Origin of the sequence: Streptomyces sp. TLI_55, from assembly GCF_900206255.1 — a bacterium.
Taxonomy (GTDB): Bacteria; Actinomycetota; Actinomycetes; order Streptomycetales; family Streptomycetaceae; genus Streptomyces; species Streptomyces aquilus.
Genome location: NZ_OAOJ01000001.1, coordinates 772,544 through 797,879, shown reverse-complemented (window position 1 = coordinate 797,879; position 25,336 = coordinate 772,544). Strand labels below are relative to the sequence as shown.

Below are 25,336 nucleotides of genomic sequence, written 5' to 3'. Positions count from 1 at the left end.
GCGGTTGAGCGTACCAACGGGTAGGTTGACCTGTATGACGTCTGGACACGGCAGCACGGTTGACGGGGTGCTGCGCCGCACCGCCCGGCGCACCCCGGCGCGGGTCGCGGTGGAGTACGGCGAGCGCTCATGGACGTACGAGGAACTCGACGCGGCCGTCTCCCGCGCGGCGAGCGTCCTCCTCGGCGAGGGCCTCGCGCCCGGCGACCGGGTCGGCGCCTACGGCCACAACTCCGACGCCTACCTCATCGCCTTCCTCGCCTGCGCCCGCGCGGGCCTGGTGCACGTCCCGGTCAACCAGAACCTGACCGGCGACGACCTCGCGTACGTCGTCGGCCAGTCGGGCAGCACGCTGGTCCTCACGGACCCCGACCTCGCCGCCCGACTCCCGGACGGCGTACGGACGTTGCCGCTGCGGGACACCGACGGCTCCCTGCTCACGCGCCTGCCCGCGTCCTCCCCCTACGACGGCCCGGAACCGCGCAGCGAGGACCTCGTCCAGCTGCTCTACACCTCCGGTACGACCGCCCTCCCGAAGGGCGCGATGATGACGCACCGCGCCCTGGTGCACGAGTACTTGAGCGCGATCACGGCCCTCGATCTGAGCGCCGGCGACCGCCCCGTGCACTCGCTCCCGCTGTACCACTCGGCGCAGATGCACGTGTTCCTGCTGCCCTACCTCGCGGTCGGCGCGACGAACATCATCCTCGACGCCCCCGACGGCGACCGCCTCTTCGACCTGATCGAGGCGGGCCGCGCCGACAGCCTCTTCGCACCGCCCACGGTCTGGATCGGCCTGTCCAACCGCCCCGACTTCGCCACCCGCGACCTCGGCGGCCTGCGCAAGGCCTACTACGGCGCCTCGATCATGCCGGTACCGGTCCTGGAACGCCTGCGCGAACGGCTCCCGAAGCTCGCCTTCTACAACTGCTTCGGCCAGAGCGAGATCGGCCCGCTGGCGACCGTCCTCGCTCCCGACGAGCACAAGGGTCGGATGGACTCCTGCGGTCGCACGGTTCTCTTCGTCGACGCACGGGTCGTGGACGAGGACGGCAAGGACGTCCCCGACGGCACCCCCGGTGAGATCGTCTACAAGTCCCCGCAGTTGTGCGAAGGCTACTGGGACAAGCCCGAGGAGACCCAAGCGGCCTTCCGCGACGGCTGGTTCCACTCCGGCGACCTCGCGGTCCGGGACGCGCACGGCTACTTCACCATCGTCGACCGCGTGAAGGACGTCATCAACTCCGGTGGCGTACTGGTCGCTTCCCGCCAGGTCGAGGACGCCCTCTACACGCACGAGGGCGTCGCCGAGGTCGCGGTGATCGGGCTGCCCGACGAACGGTGGATCGAGGCGGTCACGGCGGTGGTCGTGCCGCGCGGTGCGGTGACGGAGGAGGCGTTGATCGACCACGCCCGCGACAAGCTCGCCCACTTCAAGGCGCCGAAGCGGGTGGTGTTCGTGGACGAGCTGCCGCGCAACGCGAGCGGGAAGATCCTGAAGCGGGAGCTCAGGGACCGGTTGGGCTGACGGCTCCGTTCCGCCGCCGTTCGAGGTCGCCGGTGTCCGGGTTGACCACGATGTCCTCCAGGGCTGGGGCCGGAAGCCAACGGAGATAACTGGCGATCATCCCGAGTGCCGCGTACGAACCGGACTGGGCGGCGGCCTGGAGCCAGTACGCCCAGATGGTGTGGGCGTCTTCGGCCGCGAAGAGCAGGACCATCGCCCTGCACAGTCCGTCGAAGGGGGCGAATTCGCCGCGGCGGGCCAGGGTCAGGGTGTCGGAGAGCGCGTGGTCGAGCAGGTCCCTCGCATCGTCGGACCGGCCACCCGCGTGGAGTCCGAGGGCGACGGAGGCCTGGAAGGCGGCTCCTTCGGCCAGGCTGAGGGACGGCAACCCCTTCATCGGGCGCAGTTCCACCTCGGCCGCGCGCTCGGCCGCCAGCCTCGCGTCGCCGCGCTCGGCCGCCGCCACCGCCATCAGCGCGGTCAACGAGGTGCGGACGGCCGTGTGGAGTTGCGCGTCGCGCAGGAAGTCCTCCGCGTATCCGACGGACGGCCCGTCGAAAGGACTGCGCAGCCGATCGCGGAACATACGGGCACAGCGCTCCGCCGCCCCGTGATGCCCTCGGTCCCACAGGTACCAGGCGACCTCGGCGGCCGTTCGTGACTCTTCGGGCCGCGCCGTCGGATCGAGGGCGCACCGAGCGGCCCACAGGTACCGGGCCACCGCCCCGGCGCCCTGCCACGCCGGGGACAGCCACGCGGCGCCTTCGAGGAACTGCTCGGCGGTCCTCAACCAGCCCTGGGCCGCCGTCTCCTGGCCGGCCCGCGCCAGGACCAGCGTCATCGCCGTCGCCGCGGTGGCCCGAGTCGTGGCCGCCTCGGCGATGTCGAGGTCCGAGATCTCCACGGGATACTTCAGCAGATTGCTGGACGGCAAGGTGTCCGCGAGATCGGCTTCGGGGCCGGCGGGCACTGTTCTGGCGAGGTGGGCGGCAGCGTCCACGGATGCGTACCGGCCGTACAGGTCAATGGTTTCGGCCAGGACGTCGAGCGCCCCGGCAGCCGTCCGGACGTCGGTCAGCAGGCCGGGAAGAGCGTTGAGTTCGGGTGAGGGGCCCGGGCGGCTGTGGGCGACGGCGGCCAGGATCATCGCACGCGCCTTCGGGTCCGGCGCGGCCAGGGCCGGGGCCTCCAGGGTCCGGCGCGCCAGCCGCCCTACGTCCTCGGAACGGCCGGCGTCGGCCAGATGCCCGGCCATGACGCCCAGGGACAGGGGAACGTCGGTCCGGGTCTCCAGGGCCGCCGCGAGCGGCGCGACCGGGCCGTCCAGGCCGTGGGTGCGCAGGACGCGGGACAGGGCTTCGTCGAGGGGCCCGTCCACGGCCCTCGCCCTCAGTTCCCCGGCCAACTCGTACGCCGTCTGCCGGATCCGCCCGGTCAGGGCTGGGTCGGCGGCAGAGGGATTTGTCGAGGCCAGAACCTCCGCGAGGCCCAGCACCCTGCCCCCGTAAGCGGAGGGGAGTTCCGCGATCTCGACCGCCTCGGTGAAACGGCCGCTCGCCGCGAGTTCCTTGATCCAGGCGATCTTGAAGAGCGGAATGCCTCCCCAGCTGTGCTCGACGCCCATCGTCACGCCCTTCAAGTTCTTCGGCAGCGGCTGTCCGGTCCGCACCAGCAGCGAGGCGAGCGCGGTTGCCGCTTGCGCGTCCGCAGGGGGCACGTCGACGATCGTGTCCGGGGCCCACCATTGCGGTCCCAGCGCCTTCTCGGCGACCCGGACGAGCTTGCGCACCATTCGGACGGTCGTTGCGCGCGCTCCGCGTTCCCAATACGTCTGGGCGATTCCGACGCCCATGCGGAGCGCCGTCCGCGGGTCGTCGGCACCGGAAGCGCGCCACCGTGGCTTCGGATCGCCGGCCGCCGCCCACAACATGCCGGCCGCGCCCGGCATGCCACAGGCCTCCGCGAGGCCCGCGACAGGTCGGCACTCGTCGGCGACGCCTCGCTTCAGGACGGCGTCGAAGATGTCGGCGAGCGTGTCGGCCGCCACCGTGGGGTCCTCGATGGAGCCGAACAGTTCGACGGCTTCATCGTTCCGCCCGGCCCGCGCGAGATGGCGTGCCAGCCCACGTCGGCCGACCGACCGGTAGTCGCGGGGCAGCGTGTCGGTCATGGAGCGTGCCCTGTCGATGTCGCCGACGGCGGCCAGCGCCACGGCGTAGCGATAGCGGGCGGCGTTCACCAGGTCGTCCTGGTGCTTCTTGCGCCACTTGCCAGGGGGCGGTTCCGGGCAGACGTCGAGCAACGCCCGCGCGACCGCCGGCTGTTCCTGCTGCGCCAACTCCTCGACCGCCACCAGGGGCAGCAGATGGCTGTACAACTCCCAGGCGGGATTGGTGACGGTCACCAGATCGGCCAACGTCCCCGCCCGCCAGGCGAGCGGAGCCAGCCAGACCAACGCGTTGAGCGGAATCCGGGCCACGGCGACCAGCGAGTCCTCGGTGCCCTCCCACTGATCCGGGTGCGGGAAGTGCACCAGCGCGTGTACGGCGTTGAGGCCCGTGAGCCCCGCCAGGGCTCCGCTCTCCACTCGCCCGCCCAGCGCCCCGATCGTCTCCGCGGCGACCCGGCAGAGCCGACGGGCCAAGGTCAACTCACCGTTGTCCAGGACGATCTGGGCCACCTCCATCAGCGCCGCGAAGCGCTCCGGCGGGTCGGGAAGGTCACCCGCCCACCGCACGGCCCGGTCCACGTCCCCCGCCTTGGCCAGCGCGCCGATCAGCCAGGGCGACACCTGGCGCAGTGTCGCGGAGATCTGCCCGGTCAGCACGCTCAACCGGGCGGTGTTCACCAGATCGACGGGGGGTTGCACGGTCAGCGCGATGGCCCGGCGCGCATCGGCCAGGGCCTGGCCCAGATCGCCGTGCCGCCGCCACTGCTCCTGGATCCACTCCCTGGTCACCATCTCGAACAGAGTGGTCCGGTCGTCCAATGCGGTCACGTGAGCGACGAGGTGATCGAAGACGTAGCCGTCGTCGGACAGTTCGGACCAGCTCGCCGCACCCTTGTCGCGGCGGTAGCTCGCGACGAGTTCCCGCGCCGGGACCTCCGGGTCGGGGTGCCTCATCCGCACGAAGTCCTCATGGAGTGCGTGCAGTCGGAAGCCGTCGCTCTCGGGCTCCGGCCGCAGCAGCAGGCGGCGCTCCAACGTGGGAACGACGAGCCTTGCCGCCAGTGGCGTGAGCCGGCCCGGCCGGGACCACAGCCGTACCAGCACCGACCGGCTCAGGACGGCGCCCGGCTGGAGGCCGGCCAGCTCCAGGTAGCACTCGGCCGCCCGCGGGTCGTCGATGGCCAGCCCCTCGAACGAGGCCGTGAGCACCGCCAGGACCGTGCGGTGCGGATAGCCCGGGGACACTGCGGCCAGTTCGTCGAGCCGCCGGGAACCCAGCGCCTCGGCCACATCCTCCCAGGGGGTCCGGTTCGCGATCATCGCGCCGATGACCGCGAGGGCGAACGGCAGGCCGTCACAGGCCTCCAGAACGACGTCCGCCTCCCTCGGCAACGGGACCCCGCCCGCCCAGTCCGCGAGGAGTCCTCGCGCAGCATCGTCGTCGAACCGGCCCACCGGGATCTGTTCCGCCCCGAGTGCCGTCGCCACGGCCGGGTCGAGCGAGGTCAGCAGCAGCCGCGCACCCGCGCCGAGAGCGTTCGCGAACGGCAGCGCCCCCTCGGGCGTCCGCACGTCATCCAGCACGACGAGCAGTTCCCGGTTCCCGAGCACCGCCGACAGCCGGACGTCCAGCTCGCCCTTGCTCTCCGGCAGCAACGAACCCGGCGCCACCAGCCGCAGCAACTCACGCGCCGCGCTGAGGGGTTGGAAGTCCGGCCCTGCGGCGAGCCAGACGATGCCGTCGGAGAAGACCCGGCGGGTACGGGTGGCCGCGGCGAAGGCGGCGGCCACCGTGCTCTTTCCGGACCCCGGGATGCCGTACAGCGCCACCACGCGAGGCGCCTGGCCGGCCTCCTGAGGGCCCATGCGGTCCGACAGGAGGGCATCGGACAGCCGCGCGGTCAGCTCGGCCCGGTCCCGGGCATGCGGGGGCCGCCCCGGCAGGTGGAAGCACTGTCCGAGCGGCCGTACCGGCTCGCCCAGCAGCCTCGCGAGTTCGGCCACGGCCGCGTCGACCGGCTGCCGTTCGGCGTCCACCGCGTGATAGTGGCCGAGCCGGTCGGGAAGGTCGCTGAAGGAGACAGCCCGGACCACGGGTACGACGGGCTTGCCGATGTCGTCGGCGTACCGCCATTCCTGGTCGACGTAGTCGGAGGACAGGGCTCCCGGGGCGGCCAGCAGGACGAGCCGGTCGGAGGCTTCGACGGCGCGCCTGATCTCCTGTCCGAACGTGGTCCCGCGGTTGGGCATCGCCTCCCGGTCGAACCACACCCGGTACCCCGCGAGGGCGAGGCCCTCCAGCAGAGCCCGGCGGAAGTCGGGATCGTCTGCGCGGGCGTAGGACAGGAAGGCGTCGTACCGGTGCTCCCCCGAATCCACCATGCTCCCCATCGTCGCAGGGGGGACCGGCGTGCGCTCAACTTCCTTATCACTGCTTGCTGTTCGACCGCAGGTCGACGATCCGCCGGATCTTGCCCACCGAACGCTCCAGCGACTCGGGCTCGACGACCTCGACGGAGACCGACACACCGATGCCGTCCTTGACGGCCGCGGCGATGGACCGTACCGCGGCCTCCCGGTCCTCCGGTGTGGCGTCGGGGCGGGCCTCCGCCCGTACCGTCAGCGCGTCGAGTCGCCCCTCCCGGGTCAGCCGCAGCTGGAAGTGGGGCGCGACGCCCGGGGTGCGCAGCACGATCTCCTCGATCTGCGTGGGGAAGAGATTGACGCCCCGCAGGATCACCATGTCGTCACTGCGTCCGGTGACCTTCTCCATGCGACGGAAGACGCGGGCGGTGCCCGGCAGCAGACGGGTCAGATCCCGGGTCCGGTACCGGATGACGGGCATCGCTTCCTTGGTGAGCGAGGTGAAGACCAGTTCCCCCTGCTCGCCGTCCGGCAGCACCTCGCCGGTGATCGGGTCGACTACCTCGGGAAAGAAGTGGTCCTCCCACACATGCAGGCCATCCTTGGTCTCGACGCACTCCTGAGCGACGCCCGGGCCGATCACCTCCGACAGCCCGTAGATGTCGACCGCGTCGATGGCGAACCGCTCCTCGATCTCCCGGCGCATCTGCTCCGTCCACGGCTCGGCGCCGAACACGCCGACCTCCAGGGAGGTGTCGCGCGGGTCCACGCCCTGCCGCTCGAACTCGTCGAGGATCGTCAGCATGTACGACGGCGTCACCATGATGACCCGGGGCTTCAAGTCCTGGATCAGCTGGACCTGACGGGCGGTCATGCCGCCGGACGCGGGGACGACCGTACAGCCGAGCCGTTCGGCGCCGTAGTGCGCGCCGAGGCCTCCGGTGAACAGGCCGTATCCGTACGCCACATGGACCGTGTCGCCGGGGCGCGTGCCCGCCGCGCGCAGGGAGCGGGCCACCATGTCGGACCAGAGCGAGAGGTCGCCGTCGGTGTAGCCGACGACGGTCGGGCGGCCGGTGGTGCCGCTGGAGGCGTGGATGCGGCGGATACGGTCACGGGGCACGGCGAACATCCCGTACGGGTAGTTCTCGCGCAGGTCGGCCTTGGTGGTGAAGGGGAAGCGGGCGAGGTCGGCGAGGGAGCGGCAGTCGTCGGGGTGGATGCCCGACTTGTCGAAGGACTCGCGGTAGAACGGCACATGGTCGTACGCGTGCCGCAGTGACGCCCGCAGCCGCTCCAACTGAAGCGCCCGCAAAGCCGGCCCGTCCAGCCGTTCCCCCGCGTCCAGCAACTCCGCCGCATCCGCCATCGGCACGTCCACCTCACCAACCACAGCAATCCGGGCGACCGATCATTCGGTCGAGGTCTCGGGGATCAGTAACCCAGGCCGCGGGAGATCAAGCAAGAGGTGGACGTCCACTTTTCCGGAGGCGCCCGGGCGGCGGATTTTCCGGATGGGCCGGGGCGGCGGACGGAATTCCGTTGCGGCCGGGGGCGATCGGTCGTGAGGATCACGGTATGCCGATCTTCGCCGCGTCCGACGGAACCGAGCTCGCCTACCACCTGAAGGGCGAGGGTGATCCCCTCGTCGTCCTGCCCGGAGGGCCCATGCAGGCCTCCCGCTACCTCGGGGACCTGGGCGGCCTCGCCGCGCACCGGCAGCTCGTGCTGCTCGATCTGCGGGGGACCGGTGACTCCGCCGTGCCGGCGGACCCGGCGACGTACCGGTGCGATCGGCTCGTGGACGACGTGGAGGCGCTGCGGGTGCAGCTGGGGCTGGAGCGCATGGACGTCCTCGCGCACTCGGCCGGTGGCAGCCTCGCCATGCTGTACGCCGCCCGGTACCCGGCGCGGGTGCGGCGGCTGGTGCTGGTCGCCGCCAACCCGTGGGCGCTCGGGACGACGGCCTCGTCCGAGGACCGGCTGGCCGCGGCGCTTCTGCGGAAGGACGAGCCCTGGTTCGCCGAGGCGTTCCCGGCGTTCGAGGCCTGGCTGAGCGGGGCGCCCGACTACGACCCGGCCATCGCGCCGTTCTTCTACGGCCGCTGGGACCAGGCCGCCGAGGAACACCACGCCCGCGGCGACGAGGAGTTCAACGACGAGGCCGCGGACGTGTACGGCTCCGAAGGTGCCTACGACCCGCCCGCCACCCGAGCGGCCCTCGCCCGGCTGCCCGCCCCGGTCCTCGTCCTCGCCGGCGAGCTGGACGGGGCGCCTCGGCCCGAGCTGGCCCGCCACACCGCCGCCGTCTTCCCGCACGCCGAGCTCGCCGTCCAGCCCGGCGCCGCGCACTACCCGTGGCTCGACGATCCGGAGTGGTTCGTACGACGGGTCGCCGCATTCCTCGACGAGAGCGTGGCGCCGGCTCCGTCCACGGCAGCGTAGGGGCGCGGATACCCGCTCTGCTCACGGCAGAGCAGGGCGTGCGCCGTCGCGTTCCCGGATACGTTGCCCCGTATGAACAACCTCAAGGCCAACGGCATCACCCTCGCCTACCGCGCCTGGGGCCCCGAGGACGCGCCGCCCGTCCTCCTGCTGCACTGCCGTGGCGCCGACGGCGCGGACTGGACCGGGGTCGCGGAACGCCTCGCCGCGGGACCGCGTCGGGTGTACGCCCCCGATCTGCGCGGTCACGGGCGCAGTGACTGGCCGGGCGGCTATGCGTGCGAGGCGATGCGTGACGACGTGCGTGGCTTCCTCGACGCGCTCGGCATCCGGCGGGCCGATGTCGTCGGGCACTCCCTCGGCGGCACCGTCGCCTACCTCCTCGCCCAGCGCGCCCCGGACGTCGTACGGCGTCTCGTCCTGGAGGACGTCCCCGCGCCCTTCCCCCTCGACCCGCCCCGCCCGCCCGCCGAACGGCCCGACGGAGACCTGCCGTTCGACTGGGCGATGGTGCGGGACACCGACCGGCAGCGGAACGCCCCCGATCCTGTGTGGTGGGACCACATGGGGCTGATCACCATGCCCACGCTGGTGATCGGGGGCGGGGCCACGAGCCTGATTCCGCAGGATCAGGTCGCCGCGGTCGCCGCCGCCATCCCCGACGCACGGCTCGTCACCGTCGACGGGGCCGGGCATCTCGTGCACGAGACGTGTCCGGAGGAGTTCCTGGCAGCGGTGGAACCCTTCCTCACGGAGTGACCCGGTACTTCCCTGCGTGACCCGTTACTTCGCGTACGCCGTCATAAAGCGGTCCCGGAACTTGTCCATCGGCCACACCGGCGCGTTCCCGGCCGGCTTGAGGCCCTCCGTCCAGCCCCAGGAGGAGATCCGGTCCAGCACCTTCGGGTCGCGGGCCACGATCGTGATCGGCACGTCCTTGTTGGTGTCGCCGCCGGTGACGGTAGGAACGGGCTGGTGGTCGCCGAGGAAGACGAGGACCGTGTTGTCGTCGCCGTAGCGCTCGACCCACTCGGTGAGGCTCTGCAACGAGTACTCGATGGCCTTGCGGTACTCGGTGCGCACCCGCTTCGCGCTCTTCCAGACCTCCTTGGGGTCCGTCCCCTCCTTCTTGATCCGCTCGAAGACCGAGCCGTCGCCGAGCTGGTCCCAGTCGATCATGTGGGCGATCGGCGACCAGGGGTTGTGGCTGGAGGCCAGGATGATCTCCGCCATGATCGGGTCGCGGTTCTGCTTGCCGTGCTCGAGGCGCTCGAAGGATTCGAGGCTGAACTGGTCGGGGACCGGCGTCCAGCTGAAGTAGGGGCCGTTGTAGCCGAGGTGGGTGGAGTCGTAGATGTGGTCGAGGCCGAAGTACTTGCCCTCGGGCCACGCCTTGCGCACCCCCGGCACGATGCCGACCGTGCGCCAGGCGCCGGTCTTCTGGAAGTAGCTGGTGAGGGTGGCGCGGTCGCCGGTGGTGAGGCTGCGGTAGCGCTGCTGGTTCTTGACCCAGAGGCCGGACAGGAACGTCGAGTGGGCCAGCCAGCTGCCCGCGCCGGTGACCGGCGAGCTGAGCCAGCCGCTGCGGGACTGGAACCCGGCCGCCTTGAGGCGGTTGTTGCCGTCCTGGAGGGCCGCGTCGATCTGCGGGGCCATCGCCGGGTCGTCGATGGCGATCCGGCCGTAGCTCTCGATGAACGTGAACAGCACGTCCTTGCCGCGCAGTCCGGTCAGCAGCTGGTCGGGCGGGGTGTTCGCGAAGGCGTCGACCTTGGCCTGCTTCTCGAAGACCTTGGCGTCGACCAAGCCGTCGTGCACCTGCTGGACCCGGTTGGCGACGAACTGGATGTTGCCCTTGGTGGCGAAGGTGAGCCCGCTGAACTGCACGCCCATGGTGAAGCACAGGATCCACACCGTGCCCAGGACGAGTGTCGTACGGGCGGCCACCGCGCGGTGCCGTGCCATGAGGTTGGACAGCCGCATCACGGAGAGCGTGCACAGCGTCAGCACGGACACGAACAGCACGATTACCGCGGTGATCGCGAGCAGCTCTCCCGAACGGCCGTACGACTCCCGGACGAAGTCCGCCGCGTCGTCCAGCAGGATCCAGTCGAAGACCAGGTCGAAGGGGCGGGCCAGGGTCTGCCGGAAGCCCATGTCGAGGAACTTGACGACCGTGAACAGGCCCAGGAACACGCCCGAGGCGACGGCCGTGATCCGGCGCGCCCTCGTCGGCAGCGCCAGCAGCAGGCCCGCCAGGAGGATCGCCTCGACGGGGAGACGCAGGAAGGACTCGAACCTGATCCAGTCGAGGCGGTTGGGCACGAGCAGCGCGCCGAGGACCAGCAGAGCGGCCAGCACGGTCGTACCGATGCTCACGCCCCGCGCGGTACGCGGGTAGCGGCGACGCCAGCCGAACCACCCGGGTTTCCCGGCGGGCGCCACCTCCTCCGGCCCTTCCGCCGCTTCCGCCTCAGCCGGTTCCTCGCTCCCGGTGGCGTCCGACAACTCGGTGCTGTCCGACGACTGACGAGAGCGAGGTGTGAAGAGCGACACCCGGCGGTCCTTCCGTACGGTCTTGCGATGGCATGACGAACAAAGCCCTGGGAGCGAGCCTGCCACCACCAGTACGTCCGTGGGCCACCGACGGTTCAATCGTGACGACCGGAATTCATCCGTCCGCCCCCGCCGCGTCCACCCCCGCCGCCACCTCGCGTGCCGCCACCTCCCGCGCCCACCGGTAGTCCGCCTTGCCGCTCGGGGAGCGCCGTATGGACTCCGCGATCACCAGCTGCCGGGGGATCTTGTACCCGGCGAGGTGAGACCGGCAGTGCGTCTGGATGTCGTCGAGCGACGGCTGGGCCGCGCCGTCCCGCAGCTGTACGACCGCTGCCACATGGTGGCCCCACTTCACGTCCGGCACCCCGGCCACCAGGGCGTCGTACACGTCCGGATGGGACTTGAGCGCCTGCTCGACCTCCTCGGGGTACACCTTCTCGCCCCCGGTGTTGATGCACTGCGATCCGCGGCCCAGTACGACGACGATCCCGTCCTCGTCGACGGTGGCCATGTCGCCGAGCAGCACCCAGCGCTCCCCGTCCTTCTCGAAGAAGGTCTCGGCCGTTTTCCTCGCGTCGTTGTAGTAGCCGAGCGGTACGTGGCCGCACTGGGCGACCCGGCCCACCTCGCCCGGCGCGATCGGCTCGTGGCTGGCCGGATCGACCACCTGGGTGCGGGAGTTGACCCGGACCCGGAAGCCCCGCTCGGGGCCGGAGTCGTCCGTCGCGGTGCCGTTGAAGCCGGACTCCGAGGAGCCGAAGTTGTTCAGCAGCATCACGTTCGGGACGAGAGCCTGGAACTGCCGGCGCACGGTGTCCGACATGATCGCCCCGGACGACGACACGCTGAACATCGACGACATGTCCGTGCCCTTCATGGGCCCTTCGAGGGCGTCGATCAACGGGCGCAGCATCGCGTCGCCGACCAGGGACATGCTGGTGACGCGCTCCTTCTCGACGGTCCGCAGCACTTCCTCGGGCACGAACTTGCGGTGGATCACGACGCGTTGGCCGAAGTTGAAGCCGATGAAGGCGGTGAGCGTCGAGGTGCCGTGCATCAGCGGGGGAGTGGGGAAGAAGGTGATCCCCGAGCCGCCCGCGGCGACCCGCTCGGCGAGTTCCTCGGGCTGCTTCACCGGCTCACCGGTCGGCGCGCCACCGCCCATCCCCGAGAAGAACAGGTCCTCCTGACGCCACATCACACCCTTGGGCATCCCGGTGGTGCCGCCGGTGTAGATGATGAACTGGTCGTCGCCCGAGCGCCGCGGGAACCCGCGCTCGGGCGACCCGGCGGCCTCGGCGTCCGCGAACGCCACGGCGTCCGGCCCGGATTCCCCGTCCCCGACCCGCACCAGATGCCGAAGCTTCTCGGTCAGCGGCAGCGCCGCCGCCACCCGCTCGCCGAACTCCGCGTCGAAGAACAGCCCCACCAGGTCGGCGTCCCGGTACAGGTATACCAACTCGTCCTCGACATACCGGTAGTTGACGTTCACCGGCACGATCCGCGCCTTGAGGCAGCCGATCGCGGCCTGGAGGTACTCGATGCCGTTGTAGAGGTGCAGTCCGACGTGCTCACCGGGCCGGATGCCGTGGTCGATCAGATGGTGGGCGACGCGGTTGGCGGCCGCGTCCAGTTCCGCGTACGTCAACCGGCGCTCCGCTCCGGTACCGGGGATGTCGAGGTACACCAGCGCCTCACGGTCCGGGACCACGTCCACGACCGACTCGAACAGGTCGGCAAGGTTGTACTCCACAGCTCCTCCTGACCCCGCCCATGACCGGCTGCCGGTCATCAGAGCAAAGGGCGGCACAAGTGTGAAGAGCCCGCGCACAACAAATCTGACTGTCTGTCAGAAAACTCTTGAAGAGGTCGGTCCACTCCTGCAACCTGTTCTCGTTCTGCCGGTCGGTCTGTCGCCAGAGAGAAGTCCGGCGGAGAAAAGCTCGGCGGAGAGAAGTCCGGCGGAGAAAAGCTCGGAGGGGAGACGGTCCATGGGTGGGACGGAACACCTCACCGTGCGGCGCGAGGGCGCCACACTGGTGCTCACGCTCAACCGGCCGGAGGCCAAGAACGCGCTCTCGCTGGCGATGCTCGTCGGCCTGTACGACGGCTGGCTGGAAGCCGACGCGGACGACACGGTCCGCTCGATCGTGTTCACCGGCGCGGGCGGCTCCTTCTGCGCCGGCATGGACCTCAAGGCCCTCGCCGGCCGGGGCATGGAGGGCGAGCAGTACCGCGACCGCCTCAAGGCCGACCCCGACCTGCACTGGAAGGCGATGCTCCGCCACCACCGCCCCCGCAAACCGGTCATCGCCGCCGTCGAGGGCTACTGCGTCGCGGGCGGCACCGAGATGCTCCAGGGCACCGACATCCGCGTCGCCGGGGAGTCGGCGACCTTCGGCCTGTTCGAGGTCAAACGCGGCCTGTTCCCGATCGGCGGCTCCACCGTCCGCCTCCAGCGCCAGATCCCGCGCACCCACGCCCTGGAGATGCTCCTCACCGGCCGCCCCTACAGCGCCCGCGAGGCGGCGGACATCGGTCTGATCGGCCATGTGGTCCCCGACGGCACGGCCCTGACCAGGGCCCTGGAGATCGCCGAACAGGTCAACGCCTGCGCCCCGTTGGCGGTGGAGGCCGTCAAGGCGTCCGTCTACGAGACCGCCGAACTGACCGAGACGGAAGGCCTCGCCGCCGAACTCAAGCGCGGCTGGCCGGTGTTCGACACCGCCGACGCGAAGGAAGGCGCCCGCGCCTTCGCGGAGAAGCGCCCGCCCGTCTACAAGCGCCACTGAAGGAGGCCGGCGATGCCGGAAGTCCTGAAAGCCCCGCTGGTCGTCGAGTTCCCCTTCACCCGCTCCCTCGGCCCCGTCCAGAGCGCCTTCCTGACCGGCCTGCGCGACCGCGTCGTCCTCGGCGTGCGCACCGGCGACGGCCGCACTCTCGTCCCGCCCGTCGAGTACGACCCCGTCACCGCGGAGGAGATCCGCGACCTCGTCGAGGTCGCCCCCACCGGCACGGTCACCACCTGGGCCTGGAACCACGAGCCACGCCGCGGCCAGCCCCTGTCCTCGCCCTTCGCCTGGGTCCTCGTCCGCCTCGACGGCGCCGACACCGCCCTCCTCCACGCCCTCGACGCCCCGGGCCCCGACGCCGTGCACACCGGCCTGCGCGTCCGCGTCCGCTGGGCCGAGGACCGCGTCGGAGCGATCACCGACATCGCCTGCTTCGAGCCGTACGACGGCGACCCCGCCCAACCCGCGGGCCACAGCGGTGAGTTCGAGGACCCCGTCACCGGCATCGTCGCCCACGCCCGCCTCGACTACACCTACTCGCCCGGCCGTGCCCAGACCGCCTACATCAACGCCCTCGCCGACCGCCGCGCCGTGGGCGAACGCTGCCCGTCCTGCCGCAAGGTGTACGTCCCCCCGAGGGGCGCCTGTCCCACGTGCGGCGTCGCCACCTCGGAACAGGTCGAGGTCGGCCCGGCGGGCACGGTCACCACCTTCTGCATCGTCAACATCAAGGCGAAGAACCTCGACATCGAAGTCCCCTACGTCTACGCCCACATCGCTCTCGACGGCGCCGACCTCGCCCTGCACGGACGCATCGGCGGCATCCCGTACGACCAGGTGCGGATGGGGCTCAGGGTCGAACCGGTGTGGACCGAAGGCGGCCGCTATCCCGACCACTACCGGCCCACCGGCGAACCCGACGCGGACTACGAGACCTACAAGGAGCTGCTGTGACAGCCGTGACCAGGGACATCGCCGTCGTCGCCTTCGCACAGTCCGACATCCTGCGCACCACCGAGGAACAGTCCGAGGTGGAGATGCTCATGCCGGTCCTGCACGACGTCCTCGACCGCACCGGCCTGAAGACCGCCGACATCGGCTTCACCTGCTCCGGCTCCTGCGACTACCTCGCCGGCCGCGCCTTCTCCTTCACCCTCGCCCTCGACGGCGTGGGCGCCTGGCCGCCGATCTCCGAGTCGCACGTGGAGATGGACGGGGCGTGGGCGCTGTACGAGGCGTGGACCAAGCTCCTGTCGGGGGACGCGGACACCGCGCTGGTGTACTCGTACGGCAAGTCCTCGCCCGGCTCCGTCCGCGACGTACTGACCCGTCAGCTCGACCCGTACTACGTGGCACCCCTGTGGCCCGACTCCGTCGCCCTCGCCGCCCTCCAGGCGCAGGCCCTGATCGACGCGGGCGAGACCGACGAGCCCGCCCTGGCCGGCATCGGCGCCCGCAGCCGCGCCACCGACAACACCCGTGCCCAGCTGCGCGGTTCGGTGCCGCAAGGGGACTATGTCGTACGCCCCCTGCGCACCGGCGACTGCCCGCCCATCGGCGACGGCGCCGCCGCCGTCATCCTCGCGGCGGGGGAACGCGCCCGGGAACTGTGCCCACGCCCCGCCTGGATCCGCGGCATCGACCACCGCATCGAGGCCCACGGCCTCGGCGTCCGCGATCTCACCGACTCACCCTCCGCCCGCCTGGCCGCCGAGAAGGCGGGGGCCTTCGAACGACCCGTGGACACCGCCGAGTTGCACGCGCCGTTCAGCTCGCAGGAGGTCGTGCTGCGCAAGGCCCTGCGCCTGGACGAGAACGTGCGGGTCAACCCGTCCGGTGGTGCCCTCGCCGCCAACCCGATGATGGCCGCGGGACTGATCCGTATCGGCGAGGCCGCCGCGCGCATCCAGCGGGGCGAGTCCGACCGGGCCCTCGCCCATGCCACCTCCGGCCCCTGTCTGCAACAGAACCTGGTCGCCGTACTCGAAGGGGATCCGCGATGAGCAAGGAGCCCGTGGCCGTCACAGGCATCGGCCAGACCAAGCACGTCGCCGCCCGCCGGGACGTCTCGATCGCCGGACTCGTCCGGGAGGCGGCCGGGCGCGCCCTCGACGACGCCGAGTTGACGTGGGCCGACATCGACGCCGTCGTCATCGGCAAGGCGCCCGACTTCTTCGAGGGCGTCATGATGCCGGAGTTGTACCTCGCGGACGCGCTCGGTGCCGTCGGCAAGCCGATGCTGCGGGTGCACACGGCGGGCTCGGTCGGCGGATCCACCGCCCTCGTCGCCGCCAACCTGGTCGCGGCGCGCGTCCACGGGACCGTGCTCACCGTCGCCTTCGAGAAGCAGTCCGAGTCCAACGCCATGTGGGGACTCTCCCTGCCCATCCCCTTCCAGCAGCCGTTGCTGGCCGGGGCGGGCGGCTTCTTCGCTCCGCACGTGCGCGCGTACATGCGGCGCACCGGCGCGCCCGACACGGTCGGCTCCCTGGTCGCGTACAAGGACCGGCGCAACGCGCTGAAGAACCCCTACGCGCACCTGCACGAGCACGACATCACCCTGGAGAAGGTCCAGGCCTCGCCCATGCTCTGGGACCCCATCCGCTACTCCGAGACCTGCCCGTCCTCCGACGGCGCCTGCGCGATGGTGCTCACCGACCGGGCCGGGGCCGCCCGCGCCCCCCGCCCGGCCGCCTGGGTGCTCGGCGGCGCCATGCGCAGCGAACCCACGCTCTTCGCGGGCAAGGACGCGGTGTCGCCGCAGGCCGGGAAGGACTGTGCGGCGGACGTGTACCGCCAGGCCGGGATCGCCGAGCCGCGCCGGGACATCGACGCCGTCGAGATGTACGTGCCGTTCTCCTGGTACGAGCCCATGTGGCTGGAGAACCTGGGCTTCGCCGACGAGGGCGAGGGCTGGAAGCTCACCGAGTCCGGCGTGACCGAACTCGACGGCGACCTGCCCGTCAACATGTCCGGCGGCGTCCTGTCCACCAACCCCATCGGCGCCTCCGGCATGATCCGCTTCGCGGAGGCGGCGCTCCAGGTGCGCGGACAGGCCGGGGAGCACCAGGTGGACGGGGCGCGGAAGGTGCTCGGGCACGCCTACGGCGGCGGCTCGCAGTTCTTCTCGATGTGGCTGGTGGGGTCCGAACCCCCTGATGCGTGAAACGCCGTCCGGACGGTCGTGGAAAGGTCCCCCTCACGTGGCCTGTCGGCGGCCGAAGTGGATCGCTAGGCTGGCCGCGGACGACGCAATCGGGAGGAGCACGGACGTGGCCGAGACCACCATCCAGCAGCAGCCGCTCATGGGCTGGGACAAGCCCGAGCTGGACCTCAGCACCGCCGAATGGCAGTCCAGCAGCCGTGGCCTGGGCGATGTCCAGATCGCCTTCGTCGAGGGATTCATCGCGATGCGCAACAGCGGCCGCCCGGAGAGCCCTTCCCTGATCTTCACACCCGCCGAGTGGGGTGCCTTCGTGTCGGGCGCGAGGGAAGGGGAGTTCGACCTCACCTGACAGCAGACGAGACGAGGTGACGTGTCGCGGCTCGGTGTGAGCCGCTGATCCGGGGGTGTTCCACCCGTTTTTCCGGACACGCGACCGTGAGCACACCTCCGGGGTGACGGCCTGAGCGAGGCTGGCCCCGGGGGACGGTCGTATCCCGGAGGTGAGGAACCCATGAGCACCCTGCCGGTCATCGCGGCGGTCGACGGTTCGGACGACAGCCTGCGCGCCCTGGACTGGGCCGTGGACGCCGCCCGCAGGCGGCGGGCACCGCTGCGGGTGGTCCATGTACGGCAGTACGCCGCCTGGGCCCAGCCCGACGTACTGGCCGCCGGGCCGCCCGCGCCGGACGACGACCCGGTCCTCGACGACGTGCGCGAACACCTCGCGGACAGCGCCGACCGGCCGGTCGTGGAGTACCTCGCGCTGGAGGGCGCGCCGAGCGCCGTCGTGCCCGAACTCGGCTCCACCGCCCAGCTGTTGGTGCTCGGCTCCCGGGGACGCGGCGGTTTCGCCAGCCTGCTGCTCGGCTCCAACGGCATGGCCGCGGCCCGCGACGCGGAGTGCCCGGTGGTCGTGGTGCCCCCGCCGGGACGTGAGGTGCACGAGGACGTGGAGGTCGAGCCGGGCCCGCGCGTGGTCGTCGGCCTTCAGGTCGACGCCCCCGACGAGGCGACGCTCGCCTTCGCCCACACCGAGGCCGCCCTGCGCGGCGCCCGCCTCCAGGTCGTCGCCGCCTACCAGTGGCCGCTCCAGGCCTGGGCCGTCCCCGGCGAACTCGTCCCGCCGGTGATCGACCAGGACGCCGTCGAGAACGAGACCCGCACGCTCGCCGAGGGCTTCCTCGCCCCGCACCACAAGCGCCACCCGTCCCTGCCGGTCGACATCCAGGCGCCGCCGGGCGACGCGGCAGGCCATCTCGTCGCCGCCTCGAAGGACGCCGAGCTGGTCGTCGTCGGCCGCCATCGGCGCAGACTGCTGGCGCCGGCGCGCATGATGGGCTCGGTGACGCAGGCGGTGCTGCTGCACGCGGCGAGCCCGGTGGCGGTGGTGCCGCCCGAGGCGGCCAATGGGTAACCGCGCCTAATGGGTAGATGCGGCCTCTATCATTAGATCCATGCAGGACTCGATCAGCAGGGACGCCCGCCTCGCCCTCGACCTCGCCCTCACCATCCGCCACGACGGCCAGGGCGGCGTCGCCGACGACCTGACCGACCCGGCAGGCCTCACGGCCTGGGTCCAGGCCCACCCCGACACCGTGGCGCCGGGCTTCGCCGCCGGGGACGCGGAACTGGCCGCCGTACGCGAACTGCGCGCGGCGGTCCGCGCCTTGTTCGCCCGCGCGGTACGCCCGGGCGCCCCGAGCCCCGCCGACGCGACCCGTCTGATGCCGGTACCCGACGCCGTCGACCTCCTCAACGCCGCGGCCGCCCGCACGCCCACGGTCCCGGTGCTGCACTGGGCCGAGGACGCCGAACCCGTCGTGGAGAACCGTGTGCCGGACGGCGAGGAGGACCTGACAGCGGTGCTCTCACGGGCCGCGATCGCCTTCCTCGCCGGTCCCGATCGGGAGCGACTGCGCGCCTGCCACGGGCCACGCTGTGTGCGGTACTTCCTGAAGGAGCATCCACGGCAGGAATGGTGCAAGCCGGCCTGCGGGAACCGGGCGAGGGTAGCGCGGCACCATGAGCGGCATCGGCAGGGGGCTGGGTCATGAGCAGGCGGAGATGTCCCAGAAGGCGATCGAGCCGTCCTTCCTGACCATCGCCAGGGTTTTGTCGTCGTAGCTCATTTTCAAGGTGTGCGCCGAGCCGATGCCGGTGAGCGTGGAGACGGTCTTGTGGCTCTTCACGTCCCACAGCTCCACCTTGCGGGTGTCTTCGGTCCCGACGGCGATGACCGCCCCACTGGGACTGAAACCGAGGAAGACGCTCTTGTCGCTGATGTCTGCGACGAACTCGCGCTTGCGGACGTTCCACAGCCGCATACCCCCGCTGGGAGTCCCGGCGGCGATGGTCGTGCCGTCGGGGCTGAAGACTCCGGCGAAGGCGCCGGACAGGCGTGCGTCGATGTCACCGGTTGCCACGTCGATGAGGCGCAAGGGTCCTGTTCTGTCGCTGGACCAGGCCGCGAAGGTCTTGCCGTCGGGGCTGAACTGTCCCCCGCCGGAGCCTGAGACGGTGGCGATCGCGTTTCCGTCGGCCAAGTTCCACAGCTTCGCCTTGCCGTCGCGGCCCACTGTCGCGAGGGTTTTCCCGTCGCGGCTGAATTCCATGGTCTCCACGCCGTTGGCGTGGCCGGTGAGGGTGCGGATGCTCTTGCCGGTGCTGGTGTTCCACAGCTGTATGGGGTTCTTGTACTCCTTGGCGGGGTGTGACGCATCGGCTGTGGCGAGCACCGCGCCCTCGGGGTCGACGGCGGCGCTGGCGACTCCGTCGGCACTCGTGCGGACGGAGATGGTCTGTCCGTTGGCCACGGTGAGCAGCTGGACCGTGGCGGCTTCGTCCGGGTCGTAGGCGCTCTGGGTGACGAGGAACTGGCCGCCAGGGCTGAACCCGACGGCGTTGTTGGGGAGCGTCTGGTGTCCGAGCACGGACTTCGGTGTGCGTGTCTTCGCGTCCCACAGCCGCACCGTGTTGCCGCTGCCCGCGTCCATGGTGAGAAACGTCTTCTCGTCCGGGCTGAACTCGATCCAGTCGTTCCCCTTGCGCGGGAGGGTGGCCGTGGGCTGCAGGGCGGCGGGGCAGGGTTCGCGGTCGTCCCCGCCGCCGTAGGCGAGCAGTCCACCGACGACAGCCGCCAGCCCCAGAGCGATGGCCGTGGTCAGCAGGTAGAACCGTCTGCGCCGCAGGCGCGGTGCGACGGTGATCGGAGCAGCGGGCGCCTCGGGTTCCGGTACAGATTCGGAATGCGGTACCGGCGGTTTCACAGCCGCTTCCTGCTTCGGCGCCGCCACCGGCCGCAGCTGCGCCATGGCCGCCGTCGACACCACCTTGCTGTCGTCCTGCGCGAGGCGCCGGATCTCCTCCAGGGCCACCGCGCGGACGCGCTCGTTGCCGACGCGGCGCAGATGCGCGAGGCCGTCGAGGGCCGAGAGGCGGTCCGTGGCGATGGGGCTGGCCAGGGCGTTGCGCAGATGGGCGGGGAGGGACCAGTTGACGTTGCGGGCGATGACGATCCGGCCCTCGACACTGTCGAGCTTCTTCGGGCGCTGCTGCGGCATCTCGTCGACGACCCGGTCGTGGACGTAGCCGTACAGCTCGTCGAGGGTGATGTCGCCGTCGCCGTCGAGATCGGCGCTGCCGTCACGGAGTCCGGCCACCAGGTACCGGGTGAACACGGACTGGGTGGCCTGCCCGTGCGCGCGGTCGCCCTCGAAGGAGTACTGGGTCGCGTCGGAGGCGGTGAGCACGGTGCGGCCGTGGCCCTGGAAGCGTTCCAGGGTGTGCACCTCAGCGTCTCCCTTGGAGAGCCGCCCGGCGGGGAAGGCCCCGCTGTAGCAGCAGTCCAGGATCAGCACCTTCTGCCGGGAGGGGCAGCCGTCCATGGCCTGGTCGATGTGCTCGGCGGACAGCGCGGTGAACAGCAGGCTGTCGCGGCGGGTGTTCGTCATGGCGAGGTAGAGGCGGCCGCTGTCGTCCTTGAGGCCGTGACCGGTGAAGTAGAGGAGCGTGAGGTCGTCGCGGCGCCGGTCGCTGTAGAAGTCGCCGATCGCCTCGCCGACCCGGTGATGCGGCTGGTTGATCAGCGTGGTGACCTCGAACCCCGCGATGTTGGGGTCCCGCAGCACCGTGGCGAGCGTCTCGGCGTCGTGGGCCGGGGCGGTCAACTGCCGCAACCCGCTGTCCTGGTGCTCGTACGTGGCGACGAGCAGCGCTAGTCGGCGTCCCACGGCCGGTCAGTCCTCCGTGTGGCGGCGGATGTACGCCTCGACGAGCGCCCGTCGTTCGTCGGCGGTGGCGTGTTCCAGCTCGATCGTGTCACCGTCGATCGTCAGCGACACTCGATGCCGCGCGGCAGAACGCCCCAACCAGTCCCGTACCGTCTCCACGAGCGAGGTGAACACCCCGCCCGACGCGCTCAGCGCCACCACCACCGCGCCCACGGCCAGCGCGTCGGACCCCTTCGCACCGTCCGGAGCCGGGCCGCTGACCAGGACACGCAGCGACTCCACATCCAACTCCGACAGCTCGGACCGGAGTTGCCGCGCCGCACGCTCCCCGGCCTCGGCGCCGAACTCGGGATCGGGGCTGAGATCCACCCGTACGTCCACCATCCGGCCGACGGCCGCCATTGCGTCGTCCCCCATGCTGCCCCCCGTTTTCCCCGACGGCGATGTGGCGCTCCACCCTCCTCACAGTGTGGCGCCCCGAGGCCACGCACGGCAGTCACTCGCCACACCTGACCGGTCCTCATGCGGACGCGTGGCCCAGCCTCGACCAGTAATGCCCGAACCGGGTCGCGCGACCCGCGTGAGGCGTACGCTGAGGTGCCTGTAGGTCACGGTGTGCGCCCGCTCCCCGCGCGGACGCGCCACCGCGGCAGGGGGTGTGCCATGGGTCGGCGCAGCATGCGGAGCAACCGGACGCTCTTCGAGCGCGAGAGCGAACTCGCCGCAGTGGACGAGGCGTTGGGCGAGCTCACCGGACTGCGCGCCGACGGCGCCGAACCGGGCGGGCAGCCCCGCGGCGCCCTCCTCGCCTTCGCCGGACCCGCCGGACTCGGCAAGACCACGCTGATGGCCGAGGTCCGCCGCCGCGCCGCCGCCCGTGGCTGCACCGTCCTGTCCGCCCGCGGCGGCGACCAGGAACAGCGCGTCGCCTTCCACGTCGCCCGGCAACTGCTGCAACCCCAGTTCGCCGGCGCGGCGGAGGCCGATCTCCGCGCCCAGTTGGGCAGTTGGTACGACATCGTCGGCCCCGCCCTCGGCCTGTGCGCCCCGACCGGCGGCGCCCCGCCCGACCCGCAGGGCCTGCGCGACGGCCTCGACTGGGTGCTCACCCATCTCACCGTGCAGCGCGCCCCGATGGTCCTCGCCCTCGACGACGCCCACTGGGCCGACCCCGAATCCCTGGGCTGGCTCGCCGCGTTCGCGCCCCGCGCCGAGGAACTGCCGCTGCTCGTGGTGGTCGCCTACCGGCCCGACGAACTTCCCGACCACGCCGAGTCGTTCCGGGGGCTGCCGGGGCGTGCGGGCGGTCGTCCCATCGATCTCGAACCGCTCAGCGCCGTCGCCGTCGCCCGCCTCGTCCGGGAGGCCCTGGGCACCCACGCCGACGACGCGTTCTGCCGGGAGTGCTGGGCCGTCACCGCCGGCAACCCCTTCGAGACCGTCGAACTCACCGCCAAGGTCCACGACCGCGGCCTCAACCCCACCGAGGCCGGCGCCCATCTGCTGCGCGACCTCGCCGCCGCCGTCAAGGGCAGCGGCCTGATCGCCCGCCTCGAACGCCTCGGCACCTCCACCGTCCGCTTCGCCTGGGCCTGCGCCGTCCTCGGCACCGAGATCCACCCCGCGCTCGCCGCCGCCGTCGCCGGACTCGGCCACGAAGAAGCCGCCGACGCCGCCGACGCCCTGCGCGGCGCCCGCATCCTCACCGGCGCCGAGACCCTCGAGTTCGTCCACCCCCTCATCGCCACCGCCGTCTACCGAGCCATCCCCTCCGGCGTCCGCGTCGCCCTGCACGGCCAGGCCGCCTGGTGCCTCATCGACGACGGCCAGGGCCCCTCCGCCGCCGCCCGCCACCTCCTGGAGACCCATCCCGAGGGCGACAACTGGGTCGTGCAGCAACTGCGCGCCGCCGCCGCCGAGACCCTCCGCTCCGGCGCCCCCGACGCCGCCCGCAGCTACCTCGCCCGCGCCCTGCGCGAACCCCCGCCCTTCGACGACCGGGCCGCCGTCCTCCACGAACTCGGCAGCGCCTCCCTGCTCACCGAACCCGCCACCACCGTCAACCATCTGCGCGCCGCCCTCGAAGAACCCATCGCCGACCGGGAGTTGCGCCACCAGATCGTCTACCGCCTCTCCCAGGTCCTCGCCCACAGCGACCGCCTCGCGGAGGCCTCCGACACCCTCGCCCGCGAGATCCGCGTCACCGACGACGCCCGCGTCAAGCTGCGCATGGTCTCCGAGCAGTTCATGTGGGACGCCTTCCGGGCCGACGAACCCGACCACCCCTCCCGCTCCCGCCGCCTCGCCAAACTCGCCGACCGCCTCAAGGGCCGCGACCTCACCGAGCGGTACATCATCGGCCTGCGCACCTGGGACGCCATCCTGCGCGGCGAACCCGCCCACGTCGCCCTCCACCACGCCGAGCGCGCCCTCGCCGGCGGCCTCGGCTGGGCCGAACCCGACCGCGGCTTCGAGGTACCGGTCCTGGTAGCGCTCGCCTTCATGTACGCGGACCGCCCCGGCCGCACGGAAGAACTCTTCGCCGCCGGCATCGCCGACTTCGAACGCCAGGGCTGGCGCGGCGCCCACCTCTCCTTCGGCTACACGCTCCTCGCCTACCTCCGCTACCGCCGTGGCCGGCTCGCCGAGGCCGAGGACTTCGTCCGCGCGGGACTGCGGCTGGCCGAACGCGTCGGCCCCGGCACCCCCGCCCACTGGTACGCCGTCGGCATCCTCATCGAGGTCCTCCTCGCCCGCGGCCGGGTCGCGGAGGCCGCCCAGACCGCCGAGGACTACGCCTTCAGCGAGCCCTTCCCGGCCGCCGTCGTCTTCCCCGACGCCCAGACCGTCTATGGCGAACTGCTCCTCGCCCGCGGCCTCACCAAGGACGCCGTGGGCCAGCTGGCCTCCGCGGGCCGCCGCCTCGACCCTCGCGGCATCCGCAACCCCGCCTGGTGCCCCTGGCAGCTCCACCTGGCCCGCGCCGAGAGCCACGACACCCCCGAACGCGCAATCACCACGGCCCTCGAAGCCCTCTCCAGGGCCCGCCAGTTCGGCACCCCCTCCGCCATCGGCCAGGCCCTGCGCACGGCGGCGGAGGTCTCGTCGGGTTCAGCGCGGGTGAAGTACCTGGAGGAGGCGGTATCCCACCTGGAATGCTCCCCGGCCGGGTACGAGCTGGCGTGCGCGCTGGTCGCCCTGGGCACCGAGCTGCGGCGTACGGGGCGGGCGGCGGAGGCCGCCGAGCATCTGTACCGAGGGCTGGACGCGGCGGTGCAGTGCGGCGCCGACGGGCTGGTGGAGGAGGCCCGCGACGAGCTGGCCGCGGCGGGCCTGCGCCCACGCCGCCTGCACAGCACGGAGACGGACACGCTCACGTCCCGCGAGCGCACGGCGGCCAACCTGACCGTGAAGGGCCTGGCCAGGGCAGAGATCGCGAGCGAATTGCACATCGATGAGCAGACCGTCGTACGCCTGATGTCGGCGGTCTACCGAAAGATGGGCACGGACAGCACAGGACTGCGGGAGGCCCTGAAAGGGACCTGAGGGCAATAGCGTCAAGGGGCGTCCGCCCCACCACCTCAAGGCCCCGTACGATAGGCACATGTCGTTCCTCCGCCGCCGCAGCGCGACTCCCGCCGGCCCAGACTTCGACGTACTGGCCATGGACCCGGGCGACTGGCCCGGCAACCTCGGCGCCGGCCTGCTGCCCGCCCCCGACGGCACCTGCCAGGGCGTCTTCCTGCGCTACGACCTCTTCGGCGGCCGCGGTCCCGCGATGATCATCGGCAACCTCCCCGAGGGCTCCCCGGCCCGTGACCTCGCCGAGGGCGAGATCCCCTTCGAGGTCGCCCAGCTGCTGATCGCGCTGGAGAACGACGAGGAGGTGACCGTCACCGAGACCGAGGACATGCCCGTCATGCAGGGCGACAACCTCATGATCGTGCGCCGCCTCAAGCTCTCCGAGAGCCGGATCTCCTGCGTGCAGTTCGACCGCAGCGACAACGTCCTGGTGACCATCGCCGCCTGGGACCGCCCCATCACCGACGACCTGTACGCCCTGCTGAAACCGCTCCCGGCGGAGCTGTTCCAGCAGGGCTGAAC

General features: G+C 71.5%; 18 protein-coding genes. 12 read left to right on the top strand and 6 right to left on the bottom strand.

All coding sequences use genetic code 11. The features are described from left to right. Nucleotides 1-34: 34 nt before the first annotated feature. On the top strand, nt 35-1,528 hold the full coding sequence (locus tag CRP56_RS03865; protein WP_097260200.1) for an acyl-CoA synthetase: 1,494 nt from the start codon (nt 35-37) through the stop codon (nt 1,526-1,528). Here CRP56_RS03865 and CRP56_RS03860 read toward each other — a convergent pair. Both CRP56_RS03860 and paaK read right to left on the bottom strand, forming a co-directional pair. Further along, on the bottom strand, nt 1,509-6,059 hold the full coding sequence (locus CRP56_RS03860; RefSeq protein ID WP_179850944.1) for a toll/interleukin-1 receptor domain-containing protein: 4,551 nt from the start codon (nt 6,057-6,059) through the stop codon (nt 1,509-1,511). The two genes, CRP56_RS03865 and CRP56_RS03860, sit on opposite strands and share 20 nt — an antisense overlap. A 46-nt stretch (nt 6,060-6,105) precedes the next feature. After that, entirely contained in the window at nt 6,106-7,410 is a 1,305-nt protein-coding gene (paaK, locus tag CRP56_RS03855) for a phenylacetate--CoA ligase PaaK (RefSeq protein ID WP_097273693.1), read from the bottom strand. Between the two features lie 209 nt (nt 7,411-7,619). Between paaK and CRP56_RS03850 the strand changes: the two genes are divergently transcribed. Next, the gene (locus tag CRP56_RS03850; RefSeq protein WP_097260196.1) at nt 7,620-8,486 is read left to right on the top strand and encodes an alpha/beta fold hydrolase; all 867 of its coding nucleotides are present in this window, start codon (nt 7,620-7,622) and stop codon (nt 8,484-8,486) included. 72 nt (nt 8,487-8,558) lie between these two features. After that, complete coding sequence (locus CRP56_RS03845; RefSeq protein WP_097260194.1) at nt 8,559-9,245, top strand: alpha/beta fold hydrolase; 687 nt, start codon at nt 8,559-8,561, stop codon at nt 9,243-9,245. A 24-nt stretch (nt 9,246-9,269) separates the two neighbouring features. On the opposite strand, the gene CRP56_RS03840 is transcribed toward CRP56_RS03845, so the two are convergent. Continuing rightward, complete coding sequence (locus tag CRP56_RS03840) at nt 9,270-11,042, bottom strand: sulfatase (RefSeq protein WP_097260192.1); 1,773 nt, start codon at nt 11,040-11,042, stop codon at nt 9,270-9,272. A 115-nt stretch (nt 11,043-11,157) separates the two neighbouring features. Then, nucleotides 11,158-12,798, bottom strand: a complete 1,641-nt coding sequence (locus tag CRP56_RS03835; RefSeq protein WP_097260190.1) for an acyl-CoA synthetase — start codon at nt 12,796-12,798, stop codon at nt 11,158-11,160. A 238-nt stretch (nt 12,799-13,036) separates the two neighbouring features. Between CRP56_RS03835 and CRP56_RS03830 the strand changes: the two genes are divergently transcribed. The 7 genes from CRP56_RS03830 to CRP56_RS03800 all read left to right on the top strand — a co-directional run bounded on the left by CRP56_RS03830 (nt 13,037) and on the right by CRP56_RS03800 (nt 19,057). After that, nucleotides 13,037-13,837 (top strand): crotonase/enoyl-CoA hydratase family protein, encoded by an 801-nt coding sequence (locus CRP56_RS03830; RefSeq protein WP_097260188.1) that lies wholly within the window; start codon nt 13,037-13,039, stop codon nt 13,835-13,837. Nucleotides 13,838-13,849: 12 nt separating this feature from the next. Beyond that, on the top strand, nt 13,850-14,791 hold the full coding sequence (locus CRP56_RS03825) for a Zn-ribbon domain-containing OB-fold protein (protein WP_097260186.1): 942 nt from the start codon (nt 13,850-13,852) through the stop codon (nt 14,789-14,791). 5 nt (nt 14,792-14,796) lie between these two features. After that, nucleotides 14,797-15,840 (top strand): thiolase domain-containing protein, encoded by a 1,044-nt coding sequence (locus CRP56_RS03820; RefSeq protein ID WP_097273691.1) that lies wholly within the window; start codon nt 14,797-14,799, stop codon nt 15,838-15,840. Next, nucleotides 15,837-17,003: a thiolase domain-containing protein gene (locus CRP56_RS03815; RefSeq protein ID WP_097260183.1), complete on the top strand. Its 1,167-nt coding sequence runs from the start codon at nt 15,837-15,839 to the stop codon at nt 17,001-17,003. The genes CRP56_RS03820 and CRP56_RS03815 overlap by 4 nt, the downstream gene beginning before the upstream one ends. 106 nt (nt 17,004-17,109) lie before the next feature. Further along, the gene (locus CRP56_RS03810; protein WP_097260181.1) at nt 17,110-17,352 is read left to right on the top strand and encodes a DUF397 domain-containing protein; all 243 of its coding nucleotides are present in this window, start codon (nt 17,110-17,112) and stop codon (nt 17,350-17,352) included. A gap of 162 nt (nt 17,353-17,514) precedes the next feature. Beyond that, entirely contained in the window at nt 17,515-18,417 is a 903-nt protein-coding gene (locus tag CRP56_RS03805; protein ID WP_097260179.1) for a universal stress protein, read from the top strand. A gap of 40 nt (nt 18,418-18,457) precedes the next feature. Further along, a complete protein-coding gene (locus tag CRP56_RS03800) occupies nt 18,458-19,057 on the top strand; it encodes a CGNR zinc finger domain-containing protein (RefSeq protein WP_097260177.1) in 600 nt (199 codons plus the stop codon). Here the strand turns inward: CRP56_RS03800 and CRP56_RS03795 are convergent. After that, nucleotides 19,052-21,232: a caspase, EACC1-associated type gene (locus CRP56_RS03795; RefSeq protein ID WP_097260175.1), complete on the bottom strand. Its 2,181-nt coding sequence runs from the start codon at nt 21,230-21,232 to the stop codon at nt 19,052-19,054. The genes CRP56_RS03800 and CRP56_RS03795 overlap by 6 nt on opposite strands. Before the next feature lie 6 nt (nt 21,233-21,238). Then, nucleotides 21,239-21,649, bottom strand: coding sequence for an effector-associated constant component EACC1 (locus CRP56_RS03790; RefSeq protein WP_097260173.1), 411 nt, complete (start codon nt 21,647-21,649; stop codon nt 21,239-21,241). 246 nt (nt 21,650-21,895) lie between these two features. Between CRP56_RS03790 and CRP56_RS03785 the strand changes: the two genes are divergently transcribed. Together CRP56_RS03785 and CRP56_RS03780 are read left to right on the top strand one after the other, a co-directional pair. Continuing rightward, complete coding sequence (locus CRP56_RS03785) at nt 21,896-24,778, top strand: ATP-binding protein (protein WP_097260171.1); 2,883 nt, start codon at nt 21,896-21,898, stop codon at nt 24,776-24,778. Nucleotides 24,779-24,836: 58 nt separating this feature from the next. Beyond that, nucleotides 24,837-25,334, top strand: coding sequence for a hypothetical protein (locus CRP56_RS03780; RefSeq protein ID WP_097260169.1), 498 nt, complete (start codon nt 24,837-24,839; stop codon nt 25,332-25,334). The last annotated feature ends 2 nt before the right edge of the window (nt 25,335-25,336 follow it).

What these genes read in the sequence shown, in the direction of transcription:
- CRP56_RS03865 (WP_097260200.1), top strand. Translation starts at nt 35, where the DNA reads ATGACGTCTGGACACGGCAGCACGGTTGACGGGGTGCTGCGCCGCACC.
- CRP56_RS03860 (WP_179850944.1), bottom strand. Translation starts at nt 6,059, where the DNA reads ATGGTGGATTCGGGGGAGCACCGGTACGACGCCTTCCTGTCCTACGCC.
- paaK (WP_097273693.1), bottom strand. Translation starts at nt 7,410, where the DNA reads ATGGCGGATGCGGCGGAGTTGCTGGACGCGGGGGAACGGCTGGACGGG.
- CRP56_RS03850 (WP_097260196.1), top strand. Translation starts at nt 7,620, where the DNA reads ATGCCGATCTTCGCCGCGTCCGACGGAACCGAGCTCGCCTACCACCTG.
- CRP56_RS03845 (WP_097260194.1), top strand. Translation starts at nt 8,559, where the DNA reads ATGAACAACCTCAAGGCCAACGGCATCACCCTCGCCTACCGCGCCTGG.
- CRP56_RS03830 (WP_097260188.1), top strand. Translation starts at nt 13,037, where the DNA reads ATGGGTGGGACGGAACACCTCACCGTGCGGCGCGAGGGCGCCACACTG.
- CRP56_RS03825 (WP_097260186.1), top strand. Translation starts at nt 13,850, where the DNA reads ATGCCGGAAGTCCTGAAAGCCCCGCTGGTCGTCGAGTTCCCCTTCACC.
- CRP56_RS03815 (WP_097260183.1), top strand. Translation starts at nt 15,837, where the DNA reads ATGAGCAAGGAGCCCGTGGCCGTCACAGGCATCGGCCAGACCAAGCAC.
- CRP56_RS03805 (WP_097260179.1), top strand. Translation starts at nt 17,515, where the DNA reads ATGAGCACCCTGCCGGTCATCGCGGCGGTCGACGGTTCGGACGACAGC.
- CRP56_RS03800 (WP_097260177.1), top strand. Translation starts at nt 18,458, where the DNA reads ATGCAGGACTCGATCAGCAGGGACGCCCGCCTCGCCCTCGACCTCGCC.
- CRP56_RS03790 (WP_097260173.1), bottom strand. Translation starts at nt 21,649, where the DNA reads ATGGGGGACGACGCAATGGCGGCCGTCGGCCGGATGGTGGACGTACGG.
- CRP56_RS03785 (WP_097260171.1), top strand. Translation starts at nt 21,896, where the DNA reads ATGGGTCGGCGCAGCATGCGGAGCAACCGGACGCTCTTCGAGCGCGAG.
- CRP56_RS03780 (WP_097260169.1), top strand. Translation starts at nt 24,837, where the DNA reads ATGTCGTTCCTCCGCCGCCGCAGCGCGACTCCCGCCGGCCCAGACTTC.